A 16218-nucleotide genomic window follows, 5' to 3' on the forward strand; every position below is an offset into this window, starting at 1 on the left:
GTAAAAAATTATATTAAGTTTTATAACAATAAACGTTTTCAAAAAAAATTAAATAACCTCAGCCCTACTGAATATAGAGCTAAGGCTGCCTAATAGGTGAACCTTTTTATTAATTGTCTACTTGACGGGGATAAGACCAATTGGAAGATCCTTTTTCAATACCGATAAGTGACTTTATGTTAACTAGTTTTGTATAGAGTATACATTTGATTCTGTGCGATCTTATTGAACTAAAAGGGGAAGGATAGTTGAAAAAGAATTTAGTTCGAAAAATTTATAAATACCCTTGACCTGGAGTTAACTCCAGCTGTTATGCTTTCAAAAGTTAAGGAGGACATTGTTATGATAATTTCAGAAGTAAGCGAAAAATTTGGTATCTCACCTGATACCCTACGCTATTATGAACGAATAGGTCTGATTCCCCCTATTAACCGTAACAAAAGTGGGCTAAGGGAATACACAGAACAGGACTGTCATTGGATTCAAGTAATTTTGTTTATGCGTGACGCAGGTATGTCTATAGAGTTGTTGCTAGAGTATGTAAAAATGGTTCATCAAGGCGATGAGACTATGCAAACAAGAAAGGAACTGTTAATTGAACAACGAAACCAGTTGGTTGCAAGAATTGAGGAACTACAAAAAACCTTGGCACTTTTGAACGGTAAAATTGAAAATTATGAAAAGTCTGTAGTTCCGAATGAAAAAAAACTGAAAAAACAAAAGAATAAGTAATAAACAGAGGAGATAAAACTTATGTCTAAACAGAATAGTTTACTTATAGTTATTTTGACCATAGGAGTTTTCGGTATCCTAACTACTGAGATGGGCGTAATTGGGATATTACCTTCAATTGCTGAGCACTTTGATATCAGTGTAGCCAAAGCAGGTCTGCTAGTGAGTCTCTTTGCACTTACTGTCGCAATATCTGCTCCTATTATGCCGATATTGTTTTCGGGAATAAATCGTAAGAAGATAATGCTACTCGTACTTGGTATTTTCGTTTTAGGTAACATTGTCTCAATATTTGCATCAAACTTTACCGTTTTGCTAATTGCTCGTGTTATTCCAGCTATTTTTCATCCGATTTATTGTTCAATGGCTTTGACAGTAGCTGCCACATCTGTTAGCAAGGAAGAAGCTCCAAAGGCTGTTTCTAAAGTAATTATGGGAGTAACCGCAGGTATGATACTTGGTGTACCAATCACTAATTACATTGCTGGTGAAACCTCCATAGAAATGGCAATGTTATTCTTTGCTATCGTTAATGCAATTGCCTTCATAGCTACATTGATATTTATTCCATCCTTACCTGTTAAAGAAAGGCTTTCTTACGGAACACAAATTAGTGTATTAAAAAAGCCCATTGTTTGGTTAGCTATTACTACTGTCATATTTATAGGTTCTGCAACTTCGAGTATTAATAGTTTCATTGCAGAATATCTTGGAACCGTAACAAATATATCGGGGGGAACCTTAACTTTAGCATTATTTTTATTAGGCTTAGCAAGTCTTTTTGGAAATTTAGTAGGAGGAAGGTTACTTACTAAAAATGCTATGAAAACTGCAACCCTTTTTCCAATCATATTAGGAATCATTCTTCTATTGTCATTCCTTACAGGGAAGTCCACTGGACCTATGTTGATAACGATTATGTTATGGGGGATATTATTTGCTATAGGAAATAATATTAATCAATATTGGATTACTTCTTCGGCTCCAGAAGCTCCTGATTTCGCTAATGGATTATTCTTATCGTGTGGTAACTTAGGGATAACGATTGGAACCGCAGTAGGTGGATTATTTATATCAGGAATGGGTACTCAATATATCGTATTAGGGGGATTACTATTCTTATTAATGAGCTTGGTATCTATTTTGCTAAGAAACTATATGTATAGCCCTACAACAAAACAACTTGCTAGCTAAGAAGTAAAGGTAAGTTTGTGAACATTTGTATTTAAACTTGCTTTAATTGAACAAGTAGCAAAAAGGATCTTCCATCGAAGATCCTTTTTCAGTACCTATAAGCAATTTTATGGAACCTAGATTTGTATAGAGTATTCATGTAATCCTTTAAGGACTTGTTCAATTAAAGGGCCATTTTGTTGAATAATTAAATTCCTATTATTTTGCTACGGTAAATATACTGTGGATATTAAAACTGGTTATTTACGCTTCCTCAACTATAGAAGCATTTTGTAACTTTATAATAAAGTTTGATCAAAAATATCTTATGAGCCTGCATTTTACGGCAAATCAAAAGAAACCATTTTGAAAAAAGTTTGTTCAAAATGGATTCTTTCTTTATCATTTCAAATGTGGTTTTTAAAAAGTTTGATCATTTTCTACCTGTGTCGCCTATAATCGCGCCCTTTAATGGAATAACATGGCCTCATTTAAATTATAATTTTACAGCTTTAATAGGATTAAAAATTTAAAAGGAAAGAGGTATTTCTTTTACCCCTCTTACAACCATACCGGGTCTCCATTCAAGTTCATTCGTATCAACTCTTAATTTGATTTGTGGAAAGCGCTGCAAGAGACTGCTGATAGCAATTTCGCCTTCTAGACGGGCAAGTGGGGCACCCAGGCAAAGATGAATTCCTTTCCCGAAAGCAAGATGAGGACTTTTCTCACGGGTAATATCAAAAACCTCCGGGTCTGTAAATTGATTAGGATCATGGTTAGCGGAATTCAGAGCGATAATCACTAAATCTCCCTTACTTATTTCTTTCCCTTTGAATTCAAAATCTTCACGTGCCCATCGGGATGTGCTAAATTCGACTGGGCCATTATACCGGAGTGATTCTTCAAGTGCTGTATGAATCATTTCAGGATGATCCTGCAAGAGCTGCAACTGATCAGGGTGTTCCAAGAAAGAGAGAATACTATTGCCAATCAGATTTACCGTCGTTTCATGTCCTGCGATAATCAAAAGTGAGACCACCCCATATAACTCTTTCTCTGTTAATTTGTCACCCTCCTCTTCGGCCATAATCAGTTGGCTAATTAAATCTTCCCCTGGACTTTCCCGGACCTTTGAAAACCGGTCTCCCAGATATTTGGTGAATTCTTGCATATGAACTGCCATATCTTTCGCATGTTCACCGTTGGTTCCTTCAATTAATGAATTTGACCATATGCGAAACTTGTCACGGTCTTCTGATGGAACACCTAAAATCTCACATATTACGATAATCGGTAAAGGAAAAGCAAGATCATCGATTAAATTCATACTATCCTTTTTGGCAATTTCGTCTAAAAGATCATCTGTTATCTCCTGAATTCGATCCCTCATTTCTGCTATCATTCGTGGCGTAAATGCCTTTTGAACAAGCCCCCGTAATCTTTTATGATCTGGTGGATCAGAAAAAAGCATATTGTGGGTAAAAATGCTATCGTATCCCTCATTTTCGCCAGTTAACTTTGAAAAATTCTTAATAAGCCTTAAGTCCTTCAGAGCTTCAATGGCATCTTCATATCGTGTAATCATCCAGCCGTACTGACCATCCGGAAGGAGGATTCTGTAAACAGGTTCCGTTTCTCTCAATTTTGCATATGTAGGGTATGGATTCTTTGTGAATTCCTTCGTAAATAAAGTGTTATTAGTTAACTCATTTGAATTCAATTGAAATCTCCTCTCAAATACTTTTTTATGAACGTTCCACTATCCATTTGAAATTGTTATTTTATTTTGCCTTCACTAGTGAGTATGTTATTCAAATGATTGTTTAGATATGTTCTAGATAAGCATTTGCCCCCTTTTGATTATAACTAGGCACCAAACTTTTAATTATTTTAACCTAATCTAAAAACACAAAAACCTAATATATTTATACTTTATGAGTTTTACCATTATGCCTTCTATTTTTTTGGTTCTGGTGCGAAATGTCTGTACCCTTGATCATCCATATATATGTTTTCTTGTTCAATAATCGGGCGCTTTTCTGTAATAAGGAACAGCGCTATTTCCATTATAGGGCCAGATTGTGGAGTAAGTGAGGTAATCAGGTGGTTCATCTTGAAATTGTAAGTTATGCCAGAACAACATGCCGCAAATGAAGTTTTGACTAAAGGGATTATCTATTAAAAGGATTAAATTGGAGGGAATAGAAAATGGATGTAAAGACACTTTTGTTACAGCAATGGGCAAGCTGCTTAGATGAAGAAGATTGGTTTCCACCACTTGAAAAAGTGCTAGAGGATATTACTCTTGAACAGGCAATTTGGAAACCAGCTGATGGGGCAATGAATTCCATTTGGGAATTAGTTTGTCATTTACTTTTCTATGAAAAGAGATTTCTGATACGATTTCTTGGTGAAACAGCAAATGAACCACAGGCAGAAAATAATGAATCTACATTTCGATTACCAACTGAGACGTTAGAAAATTGGAAGGAAACAAAACAAGAATACTTTTATGTTCATCGTGAACTTGAAAAAATACTAGCAAAATCAGAACATGAAGATTTGTATAGACAGATCCCAGGAGAAGATAATTCATTAGTGCTTGAACTGAAGAGTTTAGCATTGCATGACGCATATCATATTGGGCAAATTGTATTCCTAAGTAAAATGCAAGGAGCTTGGCCAGGGAAACGCAGCTTTTAAAAAGCTTAATTAGCTTTATAGTTATTCTACTAAAGGGGTGCGATAGTTGGACAAAGCAACGTCGTTATCTACACACGTTGCTCCTATTTAGTTTATTAGAAATACTTCTGATAAAACTCCTTCCTAAGCCGACCACTTAACTCAGCATTTTTTCGGGTTGTTTCACTTTTAGTTAACTTGAAGGTGATATGCTTTTAATGTTTGTGGCGAAAATCCTTCTATTCGCTTATCCGATTCCCATGCTTGTGATAATAACAAAATACATCTCTCCCTAAAATTCTTTTTTAAAGGAATTATTGACTTGATCCTCGGTCTTGAAACCGAAGAGACTATTCAACTATCGTTGCAGTATAGTGAAAGAAGATTTAAGTATTGTGACTTAAAAACATCTACTGTATAATATAACTCTTGTTTTTCTTTTGTGATTTAGTAATCATTTAAATAAATGACCGATATTTAATGTGACAAGATCACAAGATCGAATTATATAGTATTAAGAAATCAAACATTTACCTATGTAGGAAAGTGAGTTTATATCATAAAAGGGGAACCAAGTAATGATTAGCAGATTGATTAATTATCTATCAGTACGACTATCCAGAGTGAAAAAACTTGATATTGATGTAAATGAATATTTTCCATTAACAGTTCATGATTTTAAGGAATACAAAGGGATTTATACTTCAAAACAAGATAATTTTCCCTTTATATGCCTTAGTGAAAACATGAAAATGATAGATTTTGAAGGAAAGAATACAATATTACAGAACCGAACATATATAAATGACGAAGGCTCTATTTTGTTTTCAGATGAGCTTGTTATTGGAAATAGTAAAGGTGAAGTTTTTGAGTATAGCCGATACAGAAATGGAAAACAAACAGTTCATCCAGTACCGATGGTTTATATAGATACATATAACAAAGGCTTGTATCCAAACAACGTTTTCGTATTTAAATCGTTTGAAACTCAGTTTATAAATGACAAAGAAACGCTGTGTTTATTGGTAACAAAAACATTTTACTCTGGATGGAGATTACAAAGGATTGAAAGATTGTATCTTTTAATGGGAGTTGGGATGGTAAAATATGAGGAAGAATCCCTTTATCCTTATAAATTTAAGCTCTCTTACAAAATATCTGAAGAAAATAGTGGTTATAGAATAATAAATCATGCTATTTTGGGGAATTTATTATATAACCCCAATTCAGAACAATTATCTGGAATGGTTCAAATTGCTTCTGACCATTGGGTGAACCTCATTATATCAACCGAAGCAGGATATAAAGAAGATTCAATTCTTAAAGTAGAAGGGGTTTTAAATGACCTTATTAAAATGGAACACACCCTCAGACATCAAATAGCTGAGGAATTATTAGTCATACATAATGATGAATGGAGCGAAGGGGAAGTTATTACTTCAAAAGAATTTGCTGAAAGAATAAGATTAAATACCATTTCATTATTTGATGATGGAAGTATTGAGACTTATTACGATGATGGAGATCTATTTTGGGGGCATACAATTCTAGCAAAATTGAATAAAGAATTTAGGCTCGAACACGTTGATGCAATTGGTTGATTATGTAAAATTATTGTTGAATATAAGAGGAATACCTACCATACAATATAGTAGTTAATCAAGAAGTAAAAAAGAGTTATTGATAATGGGTAATTAAATGTAAGATATTGATTATATCAGGAGTTGCAACAGCAACTCCTTTTCTAATTAAGCTAAGGATGCAGTTTAGTGAAAGAAAATGGTATGATTTTCAAAAATATTATTGGGAAAAGGGTGAGGTGATAATTTGGAGATTTTTAATGCTTTCTTGAGCTGAAGATCAGAGCTGTCTTTAAGGCAGCTTTTTCTTATGCAACTAAAGGGGTAGAATAGTGGAATAATATGACAAAAACAATTGGTAATTCTGAATTAATCCATCAAAAGAGAAACTTAATTAAACTTTTACATACAACCACTAAATTATGCGAAAAGTTAAATTAATATAAAAACAAGGAATATTCTAATATATATACCAAGGAGGAAGATCCTATGCAAGTACCTAGACAGGTGCTACAAATGCGCCTTAGTGCTTCAACTCTTGTGATCTCTGGAATCTTGTTTGTACTTTATCCAACGATACGACCCTTTTCAGATGAAACATCCTTGCAAGGTGCCTCAGCTTTCGCCTCCACCGATTGGCTTTTGGCACATATACTAGCCATTGTCGCTTTTACACTACTACCATTAGGTTTACTTGGGCTTCACCACTCTTTACAAGGGACAGCCGTAAACTCACTTGCGTCTTGGGCGGTTGTAATGTGTTTGATAGGAATAGGTCTAACCTTGCCGTTTTACGGAGGGGAAACGTTCGGTCTACACGCTATAGGGAAAGAGGCTATAAGGCAACAGGCAGCCTCCCTTGTTAGTTTAGCAACGGTTGTTCGATCTGGTGCAGGTCTCGCAATGTTCCTTGTAGGACTCCTACTACTTGCCATTGCAGCGATTATACTTGCTATCGTAATTTGGCGGTCTGGCAGGTACCCGAAATGGAGTGGTATTCCTTTCGCCTTCGGGATGGGATTATATATTCCGCAATTTTTCGGTGGGCATCCGCTACGAATAGCCCACGGAATTCTGGTCGCCATAGGTTGTCTGTGGATAGCGGTAGGCTTGTGGAGGCAAAGTAACCAGGATATTGATCAGAAGTTACAAATAGTCGACAAATTCGGACTAGGGAAAGGATAACATACTTTATTACTAAAGATTGTGAAGGGACGTACTTAAACTATAGGGTGCTTTAGCTTAGGAGCGGAGCTGTCTTTAACAGGCAGCTTTTTCTTTATGCAACTATCGGGGCAGGTTAATGAAAAAAGGAAAATCATCTAGAGCGAAAGAAATTATATATAAAACAAAAGGGGGAGTGGTTTTCTATGGGGTTCATTAAACCGAAACACTTCGTCAATAAAAACGGTGAACCATACACAATAAGAACGGCATTACCTGAAGATGCGGAGAAGGTATTGAAGTTTAATCAAACCATTATTAGCGAAGCACCTTTTTTACTTACCACGGAAACTGAATTCAAAGTATCCTATGAACAACAAAAACAATTCTTAAAACAGATATTTGATGACAATGGAAAGTTAGCGATAATAGCAGAATATCAAAGCAATATTATCGGGTTTTTAGACTTTCATAATGGTCATAAAAAGCGAATACAACATCAAGGTTCATTTGGTATGAGTATTGCAGACAAATTTAGAAATCAAGGGGTGGGTAAAGCTATGCTAACTTTATTGTTGGCTTGGGCTAAAGAAAATCTTTTAATTGAAAAAGTTTGCCTTGAAGTATTTGCTGAAAATACGAATGCAATCTCTTTATACGCAAAGATTGGCTTTGTTGAGGAAGGTCGTAAAGTAAAAGCTATAAAAGTCAATGAAGATATATATTATGATTTAATCTCAATGGCATACTTTACGAAGTAGTAGAAAATGTTAGAAAATTCGAATTAATGGGTGGGTTAACCAATTATGCAGTGTGAAATGGCACTGATTAATTCACTAAGTGTTTACGGTGAAGGATAATACTTAAACTAACCGGTGTGTTAGTTCAACAAGCTAAAGGCAGCAATCATCATTATCTTGATATTCCACAAAACCAGCCAATAGTTGTCAATATTTTTCAATAAAAATATTAAAAATATCATGTTATACTAAATTTGTGCATACCAAATAACCGTCCAAATACTATATTTGGAAAGTTCTGGACCGATTAGTTAAAATGTTAAATCAAGCTAAATCTAGGAAAGAAGTTTTGTTTTTTAAAAGTGCATAAATCCAATGTAAAAGTTTGTTTGCACAAGCTATCACAGCTACTCTAAAAGGTTTTCCTTCTTCCCGTTTTTTATCATAAAACGCTCGTAATCTCTTATTACGAGGAAGGATTTCATCTGTTGTTTTCTGTTTGCGACAGTCACGAATAGCACATTTAACAGCCATATACAAAGCTTGCCGTAGTCTGCTAGAGCCTCTTTTGGTAATTCGATTGTAAGTACCTTTGAATGTGCCAGATTCAAAGACACTTGGATCAAGACCGGCAAATGCGACTAGTTTCTTAGGATGAGTAAACCTTTCAATTTCCCCAATTTCAGAAATAATCGTGGCTGCGATTTTTTCACCGATACCGGGAATTGATCGGATAATCTTAGATTCTTCAATACCTTTTGCTAAAGCATCTATCTCCTTTTCAATCATGGATAGATGTTTTTTGTATTCAAAGAGCATATTAATAAACATATCTAAGCTCAGGGCAAGACTAGAGTATAAAGCCTTCTGAAAAGGGTTTTGAGTTGCGGCAGTCATTAGCTTTTCAGCCTGTTTGTTTGCCCATTGTAGTGAACGAGTATTACAGAATTCTTTTATTTTTGTTGTTAATGTTTCAGTATCACCTTTCAACACATCTTCTGAAGTAGGAAATGCTTGTAATGTTTTTAAAGAAACGTCCGAATATAAATCTCCAAAAACCTTACTATATTCAGGAAAAACTTGATCCAAAACGGCCTGAAATTGTAATTTGGTTTGTACAAACATGCCTGTAATATTATCGTGCTGTCTTGTAAGGTGACGTAAGTTCATAAGTTGGATACCACGCTTTTTATAAGGCTCTAAATCCTCTTTATAATACAGCTCGCAGAGGTGATTGGCATCAATGATATCTGTTTTTACCTTTCGCAAACTAGAACTTTTTGCTTTATAGGAGATGAGTGGATTTACGATAATGATTAAATAGCCTTTGTCCTCAAAATATTGAACAACCGGTGTGTGATAATGACCCGTTGATTCCATTACGAGAGGGGGACGTTCTCCTGAAATATATTCTATCTCTTTAATAAAATCTAATAAACTAGCTAACCCATCAAGATCATGTTTTACTTTGAAACTTTTCTTGTAGGGCTTCTTTCTTTCCAAGTATGCTTGAATTTGACTTTCACCTTTTGCCACATCCAGACCAACGACTGGATTCATTAAAATTCCTCCTTCAAAAATATAATTGCCGGTAACCCCTGAATCCTCCTCATAGTGTCATAGCTTCGCTTGTTATACGAGATCATTGTCCCAACCAGCCTCAAACATGTTTCTACAAGTAGGGGGCGAACTGTTTTGCGGACGGGGTCTTAGCCCCACGGGCGCGAACGTTCTACCTCGGCTACCGTTATCATATATCGATATAAAAAATGGTCAACCAGAAATAATTTCTGGCTGACCTTATAATACGATCGGGCGGGATTCTTCAATAAAGAAGATCGCTTTTTTCCGTTATAGGGCCAGATTGTGGAGTAACTCCTTTATAGAAAATAGGATATGTATGTTAGAGCTTAGAAGAGATTGTGAAGCTTTGTATTTAAAGTAACGCAGCAGGTTAGTTCAAGAGGAATTTGCTTATTCAAGCTCAGTTATTTATTTTCAAGTTGAAAATATTAAAGAGATTTATGAAAATTTAGTAGGTGAGGAAGTTACTTTTATCGATGAACCACATGTTGTAGCGAAAATGGGACAAACAGATGGATGACATTTTTAAAATATATAGAAAATAATTCTTGTGCTATAATATTTATTACAGAATGCATAATCAAAGGAGTATTGAAAGATTCATATATGTTCATAAAAAGAGTTGGTACCAATCCATTGATCAGAAGAGGATGTAATTGAAATTCCTAAGCGGGATTCATTATCGATTCATGTCCACGAATTATTTTTTTGTGCTTAGGCTAACTCTTTAGAGAAAAACTAGAAGAAGTTTGGAATGAATGAGAACAGACCTAGCTAAACATGGCGGGCTATTTTTTATCAAGTATTTATTTTGCTTTTTAGAGAGGGAGTTAAATTTTGGATAAACGTGTGTATATATTGGCGATTGTCTCGTTTATTGTCGGGATGGTTGAATTAATCATTGGCGGTTTACTAGATATTGTCGCGAATGATTTAGATGTGAGTCTTGGGCAAGCGGGTTTCCTTATCACTGTTTTTTCTATTGCATTCGCGTTAGCTGCGCCCATATTGTTAACAGTAACTCAAAGAGTGGAACGAAAACAGCTAACTTTAATTACTTTGTTTATTTTCTTAATAGGAAATGTCATTGCTGTATTCAGCCCTTCTTATAGTATTTTACTAGTTGGGCGTATCATTACAGCTTCTAGCGGTTCATTGCTTATTGCTTTATGTTTAACGATGGTGCCAAATATTGTAACTGAACAATACCGTGCAAGGGCGATTGGAATTGTTTTTATGGGAGTCAGTGCCTCTCTTGTACTAGGGATACCAATTGGATTGATGCTTGGAAATGCTTTTGGATGGCGGGCACCCTTTATCATGATCTCCATCCTAACCTTAGTATCGATGGCGGGGGTGTTTTTCTTTCTGGAAAGAATGGCACCAAAGCCTTCTATTCCAATTGGAAGACAATTACGTACATTGAAAAATCGAAAAATTCTATTTGCCCAGGTAACTTCCTTTGTCATGTTGACGGGTCATTTAACACTATATGGATACCTAACTCCATTTTTAAAAATGAAACTAGGCCTTGATGGAACATGGGTTAGTATTGTCTATTTAATTTTTGGAATTGCGGCTGTAGTTGGCGGGGGAATTGGAGGCTTTCTGGCTGACCGTTTCGGCCCCAAGCGTACTATAATATCTGTCATTATCCTTTTTGCGGTTTCGATGTTATCAATCCCTTATACAACCTTTGCTTTACCGTTTTTCCTAATCTTGATGGTAATATGGAGTATGCTGAGCTGGGCGATCACACCAGCGATGCAAAGCTATCTGATCGAGCTGTCACCAGAAACCTCGGATATCCAGCAAGCCTTAAACAATTCGGCGGTTCATATGGGTATTGCTTTTGGTTCATTTATTGGCGGAATTGTTATTGAGCAAACCTCTGTCGAGTTCAACCCTACAGTAGGTGGTGTGCTCGTTTTGTTATCCTTAGGAACAGCTGCTCTTTCTGTCATGAATTATGGTCATCAAAAGTTCAAAAAAAGCTGATTTCCCTTTAGCATGGGAGAAAAAAGCTTTTTCCATTAATATTGTCTTAGCGTGGTTTTTTCCTTTTTGCTGGCGGCAGCCGGGTAATACCAGCGTCCGTGCAACCAGAGGCAAAGTAAATCCAATTTTGCTTATATAACCCTATGTATGTACTCCTAAGAAAGGCTTCAGGGAAAATGAAGCCTTTCTGTCATGATTAAAACGTCTGTAAATGTACACTTTTACGAACTTTTTTTGATTGTTACTTCTTTAAAATAGACTAACGGGTGCGTTCGTATTATAAGGTTAGCCAGTTTTTTGCTGGTTGACCTTTTTTTAATAGAATCTATTATATCAGTAGCCAGGGTAGGACGTACGGGTGCGTGGGACATGATCTCGTGAAGTAAACTGTCCGCCACCTACTTGTAGAAACATGTTTGAGGCTGGTTGGGACGTAGATCTCGTATAACAAGCGAAGCTATGACACTACATGAAGGACTAGGGGTACTGGTTAATATATAGAGGAGGAAAAAACTATGAATTCAGTAGTTGGTCTGGATGTGGCAAAGGGAGAGAGCCAAGTTCAGGCATTTTTAGATCAATCAGAACCGTATGGAAAGAGCTTTTCTATAAAGCATACTAGAGAGGAATTAGATCGTTTTATAGGATTTTTAAAAGAAATCGAAGAGGTGACGGCGAAAATGCCTATGATCATTTTAGAATCTACAGGGCATTACCATACTCCCGTTATTCAATACTTGGAGGAACAAGGGGTTCTATATATCTTACTAAATCCGATTATTTCTTATCAGGCAAAGAAGTCCAGTTTACGGAAGGTAAAAACAGACGCAATCGATGCGTACCAGTTGTGTGTGCTGTATTACAAAGAGGATTTTGAACCTCATAAAATTAGAGGAATTCAGCTGTTAGACCTTCGGAATTTGTCAAGACAACAGGAAATCGTAACGAATATGTATGTGGAAGCTAAACTTCAGTTTCATACTATTTTAGATCAAGTGTTTCCTGAATACCGAAAGGTTTTTGGCGATTTATATTCAAAGGTTTCATTATTGATGTTAAAGGAATACCCTACTTCAGAGGCGGTATTAACAGTCGGGGAAAGTAAACTAGCAGAGAGTGTAATGGAGTTCTGTCCTAGCCGATCTGGTCAATGGGCATGGGAAAAAGCCAAAAAAATAATGGATTCCGCATCTCGAAATCCATTTGGAACAAGCGTGTATCAAAGTCACTTAATTAATCTGCGTATGTATATTGAATTGCTTTTTCATTACCAGGGACACCTTTCTGATTTGGAAGATCGTATAGTTGCCCTGGCAAATGAAATGGAAGAATATAAGATGATCCAATCGATTCCCGGTATCGGAGAAAAAATCGCAGCCACGATTATCTCTGAAATTGGTGAAATCGATCGGTTTAATCATCCGAAAAAACTAGTTGCCTTCGCTGGAGTAGATCCAAGTGTCCACTCATCGGGTAAGTTTACGGCAACCATTAATCGTATTACTAAAAGAGGTTCGAGCAGACTACGTCATTCTCTGTATCTTGCCGTTTTATGCGGTATAAGGAGTTCAAGAAACAAAAAGCTTAAAGCGTTCTATGATAAGAAAAAGTCAGAAGGAAAGCCAGCCAAAGTGGCAATCGTTGCCTGTATTAATAAACTTCTTCATTGGATTTACGCTTTATTAAAGAGAAAAGAAATGTTCCTAGATTTAGCCTAATTAACGGTTTTGTGAAACAGAGAAAAATCCTTCCAAAAGGGTTTTGGAGGGTTATTTGTTATGACCAAAAATAGTATATCATAAGGGAAATGAAAATTTTAGAGAAAGATATTGACATCCTATTAGCTGGTTTACTTGAAGATCAGGGCTGCCAACACTGGGGGCTCTTTTTGATTATTGAACTAACGAAGCAGAATAGTTGAATAACGAATCAGAAAAAGGAGGAGGAAAATGGTATCGAACGGAAGGGAAATGATGGATAATGCTTTGAAAAAAGTTGTTATCCCATTTTTACGACAACAAGGATTTAAAGGTTCATTACCTCATTTTAGACGAATGAATGAAAAAAATATTGATTTAATAACCTTTCAATTTAACAAATGGGATGGTTCATTTGTTGTCGAGTTAGCAGTTTGTCCCATACAAGTTGTAACAATGGATTGGGGAGAACAAATACCACCAAACAAAGTTACTGCCCATGATGTAGACAAACGTTTTAGGTAGGGGGCAAAATCCGAAGATGAAGACGGAATATGGTTTGATTTTGAGAATACAATAACCGAAGAAGACTTTGAGAAAGTTGCTTTAAATGTTGTAAATTTATTAAATATTTCAAACCGTTTATGGATTTCTAAGTTATTCCACTAACGGGGTGCGTTAGTTTAATAAGAATTAATTAATTTTAAGACTGAGGTCAAATTTAGTTACTCCATTAAAGGGCGCGTTTGCGTGAATAGAAAAATAAGTATTAAAAAAAGTACAAAATATCTCCAAAAATAGCAATGTAAAATACTAATAAAACTACGTGTCTAAAACTTTTAAATTATAGACGAGTTTTGGAACAAATAATAAAATGTGTGCTTTTTTAACTTTGTTCAGCAATCGGGCCATTTTATGGAATAAGATAGTATCTATACAACTTACGTCAGATAAATTTTATTCTATTTTCAATTTTTAACAAATTAATAACGTTAATTAAAATTAATAATCGGGTTATTATGGTCAAATTATGTATGTTTTTGGCTGGCGTACTCAAATATTGACATACAAAAAAGGGGACAATTAGTGTTAAATTAGATAGCTTTTACAAGTGTGAATAAAGCAGATATAAAAACACGTATGAAATAAAGAAATATACAATATTTTCATTGATTTTAGAATGTAGTTCGTTTTACAGAAATTGGAGGACCTTATACAGTGAAAAATTTAAAATTATCAAAAATCAGAAAACTAATACTAACCATACTTTTCCTTTTTATTACATCATTAAATGAGAAGGCTTTGGCTACTGAGAATCATAATGATGTGGACATTTCTATAATTGATAAATACATGAATAATGAACTTGAGAGACTTAATATCCCTGGTGCTTCAATAGCGATAGTAAAAGATGAAAAGATACAGTATATCAAAGGGTATGGAATGTCAGGTCCTAATGGAAAGGCAATGTCACCAAAGACGCCAGTTGTTCTGGGTTCTGTTAGTAAATCATTTACTGCACTAGCCATCATGCAATTTGTAGACCAGGGAATGATTCAATTGGATCAACCAGTTCAACAATATATACCATGGTTTACTTTGGCAGATGAGGCAGCATCAAAAGAAATTACCATTCGACAGTTATTAAATCATACGAGTGGCATCTCTGAATATGATGGACAAGTTGCTATTTCTCAAGGTGATCAATCGATAAAAAAACTTGTAGAGGGCTTAAGGGAGGTACACCTAACAAAAGTAGTCGGTGAAACATACCAATATTCCAATCTGAATTACAGTATTTTAGGTTTAGTCATCGAAGAAGTCACGAAGACTCCTTATACTGAATATATAAGCAGCAATATTTTTAAACCGCTTCAGATGGAAAATAGTTATGCAGATCCAAAAGAAGATAAAAACAATACGATAGCTGTTGGATATCAAACAATGTTTGGATTTAAAATGCCAACAGAACAATTAAACCATGAAGCGAACGTTCCTCATGGTTATCTCATTTCAAGTGCTGAAGATATGGCAAATTATATGATTGCAATATTAAAAAAAGGACAATTTTATGGTAAGAGTGTTTTATCAAAACAAAGTTTAAACGAAATGCATCAGCCATCATCTTTCATTGGGAATGATATTTATTATGCGATGGGATGGGAAGTAGATAAGAATGTGATTACACATAATGGCTGGACGGAAAATACATATTCAAGAGTCATTTTAGATGAAGAGTATGGAATTACCTTACTGATCAATTCATTCGATTATTATAATAGTAATCGGTACGATGAGATAGTGACGAATCTATACAATTTTATTAAACATAATGAACCTCTTAAAACCAGTGAAGAAAGCCCTTTTATGATTTATATCATATTTGATTTAATAATTGCTGTAGCGATAGCGTACATATTCTTTTCCATCTATAAAATATTTAAACAACAAAAACGTAAAATAACACCTTTCTGGTTGTTTCTTAATGTAGTGTCTTTGATTGTTTTTAACTTCTTAATACCATTTTTACTTTTGTATTTTGTAACTCAAGTAGTTCCATTGTCAGTGGCAACAATATTTGCTCCAGGTATTGGCCATGCTTTATTCATCATTCCATTATTCCTTATAATTATTGGAGTAATTAATATTGGTAAACTAGTACTTGTTAAAGTATGGAGTAGCCAAAAAAAGTTACATTCAAATTATTCTTCATAACTGCAAGAACATCAACTATCAGCCGCAATTATGTCTTCAATAAAGAAGATCGCTTTTTTCCGTTATACGGCCAGGTTGTGGAGTAACTCCTTTAAAGAAAATAGGATATGTATGTTAGAGATTAGAAGTGATTGTGAAACTTTGTACTTA

At 35.1% G+C, this 16218-nt stretch carries 13 protein-coding genes and 1 pseudogene; 12 read left to right on the top strand and 2 right to left on the bottom strand.

Features of this window, described 5'->3' with window-relative positions:
- The 3 genes from HNP81_RS24785 to HNP81_RS20415 form a co-directional block, all read left to right on the top strand.
- Window positions 1-93, top strand: a 93-nt coding sequence (locus HNP81_RS24785) for an IS3 family transposase (RefSeq protein WP_182503742.1), incomplete at its 5' end; no start/stop codon positions are given.
- Window positions 94-342: 249 nt separating this feature from the next.
- Window positions 343-732, top strand: a complete 390-nt coding sequence (locus tag HNP81_RS20410; protein WP_028391169.1) for a MerR family transcriptional regulator — start codon at window positions 343-345, stop codon at window positions 730-732.
- Between the two features lie 21 nt (window positions 733-753).
- Window positions 754-1926, top strand: a complete 1173-nt coding sequence (locus tag HNP81_RS20415) for an MFS transporter (protein WP_028391168.1) — start codon at window positions 754-756, stop codon at window positions 1924-1926.
- A gap of 508 nt (window positions 1927-2434) precedes the next feature.
- Here the strand turns inward: HNP81_RS20415 and HNP81_RS20420 are convergent.
- Complete coding sequence (locus HNP81_RS20420) at window positions 2435-3628, bottom strand: cytochrome P450 family protein (RefSeq protein ID WP_182503829.1); 1194 nt, start codon at window positions 3626-3628, stop codon at window positions 2435-2437.
- A gap of 488 nt (window positions 3629-4116) precedes the next feature.
- Here HNP81_RS20420 and HNP81_RS20425 point away from each other — a divergent pair, with 488 nt between their 5' ends.
- From HNP81_RS20425 to HNP81_RS20440, 4 genes are all read left to right on the top strand, one after another.
- Entirely contained in the window at window positions 4117-4611 is a 495-nt protein-coding gene (locus HNP81_RS20425) for a DinB family protein (RefSeq protein WP_028391166.1), read from the top strand.
- Window positions 4612-5168: 557 nt separating this feature from the next.
- Window positions 5169-6191, top strand: coding sequence for a DUF2262 domain-containing protein (locus HNP81_RS20430; RefSeq protein WP_182503830.1), 1023 nt, complete (start codon window positions 5169-5171; stop codon window positions 6189-6191).
- A gap of 468 nt (window positions 6192-6659) precedes the next feature.
- The gene (locus HNP81_RS20435; RefSeq protein WP_182503831.1) at window positions 6660-7355 is read left to right on the top strand and encodes a hypothetical protein; all 696 of its coding nucleotides are present in this window, start codon (window positions 6660-6662) and stop codon (window positions 7353-7355) included.
- A 185-nt stretch (window positions 7356-7540) separates the two neighbouring features.
- Complete coding sequence (locus HNP81_RS20440; RefSeq protein WP_182503832.1) at window positions 7541-8095, top strand: GNAT family N-acetyltransferase; 555 nt, start codon at window positions 7541-7543, stop codon at window positions 8093-8095.
- Between the two features lie 303 nt (window positions 8096-8398).
- Here HNP81_RS20440 and HNP81_RS20445 read toward each other — a convergent pair whose 3' ends face one another.
- Window positions 8399-9634 (bottom strand): IS110 family RNA-guided transposase, encoded by a 1236-nt coding sequence (locus HNP81_RS20445; protein WP_182503833.1) that lies wholly within the window; start codon window positions 9632-9634, stop codon window positions 8399-8401.
- A 400-nt stretch (window positions 9635-10034) separates the two neighbouring features.
- On the opposite strand from HNP81_RS20445, the pseudogene HNP81_RS24925 reads away from it, so the two are divergent.
- The 5 genes and pseudogenes from HNP81_RS24925 to HNP81_RS20465 form a co-directional block, all read left to right on the top strand.
- Window positions 10035-10234 (top strand): annotated as a pseudogene (locus tag HNP81_RS24925) (VOC family protein); the annotation flags it as partial.
- 261 nt (window positions 10235-10495) lie between these two features.
- Window positions 10496-11656 (top strand): MFS transporter, encoded by a 1161-nt coding sequence (locus HNP81_RS20450; protein WP_182503834.1) that lies wholly within the window; start codon window positions 10496-10498, stop codon window positions 11654-11656.
- A gap of 515 nt (window positions 11657-12171) precedes the next feature.
- Window positions 12172-13374, top strand: coding sequence for an IS110 family RNA-guided transposase (locus tag HNP81_RS20455; RefSeq protein WP_182503835.1), 1203 nt, complete (start codon window positions 12172-12174; stop codon window positions 13372-13374).
- A 231-nt stretch (window positions 13375-13605) separates the two neighbouring features.
- Entirely contained in the window at window positions 13606-13878 is a 273-nt protein-coding gene (locus tag HNP81_RS20460) for a DUF4304 domain-containing protein (RefSeq protein ID WP_182503836.1), read from the top strand.
- 693 nt (window positions 13879-14571) lie between these two features.
- The gene (locus HNP81_RS20465; protein ID WP_182503837.1) at window positions 14572-16068 is read left to right on the top strand and encodes a serine hydrolase domain-containing protein; all 1497 of its coding nucleotides are present in this window, start codon (window positions 14572-14574) and stop codon (window positions 16066-16068) included.
- Window positions 16069-16218: the final 150 nt, after the last annotated feature.

The sequence above is a fragment of the Peribacillus huizhouensis genome (assembly GCF_014138605.1).
Classification (GTDB): domain Bacteria; phylum Bacillota; class Bacilli; order Bacillales; family DSM-1321; genus Peribacillus; species Peribacillus huizhouensis.

Excerpts from the sequence above, each read along its gene's own strand:
- HNP81_RS20425 (WP_028391166.1), top strand. The coding sequence starts at position 4,117 with ATGGATGTAAAGACACTTTTGTTACAGCAATGGGCAAGCTGCTTAGAT.
- HNP81_RS20440 (WP_182503832.1), top strand. The coding sequence starts at position 7,541 with ATGGGGTTCATTAAACCGAAACACTTCGTCAATAAAAACGGTGAACCA.
- HNP81_RS20430 (WP_182503830.1), top strand. The coding sequence starts at position 5,169 with ATGATTAGCAGATTGATTAATTATCTATCAGTACGACTATCCAGAGTG.
- HNP81_RS20415 (WP_028391168.1), top strand. The coding sequence starts at position 754 with ATGTCTAAACAGAATAGTTTACTTATAGTTATTTTGACCATAGGAGTT.
- HNP81_RS20435 (WP_182503831.1), top strand. The coding sequence starts at position 6,660 with ATGCAAGTACCTAGACAGGTGCTACAAATGCGCCTTAGTGCTTCAACT.
- HNP81_RS20410 (WP_028391169.1), top strand. The coding sequence starts at position 343 with ATGATAATTTCAGAAGTAAGCGAAAAATTTGGTATCTCACCTGATACC.
- HNP81_RS20445 (WP_182503833.1), bottom strand. The coding sequence starts at position 9,634 with ATGAATCCAGTCGTTGGTCTGGATGTGGCAAAAGGTGAAAGTCAAATT.
- HNP81_RS20460 (WP_182503836.1), top strand. The coding sequence starts at position 13,606 with ATGGTATCGAACGGAAGGGAAATGATGGATAATGCTTTGAAAAAAGTT.
- HNP81_RS20455 (WP_182503835.1), top strand. The coding sequence starts at position 12,172 with ATGAATTCAGTAGTTGGTCTGGATGTGGCAAAGGGAGAGAGCCAAGTT.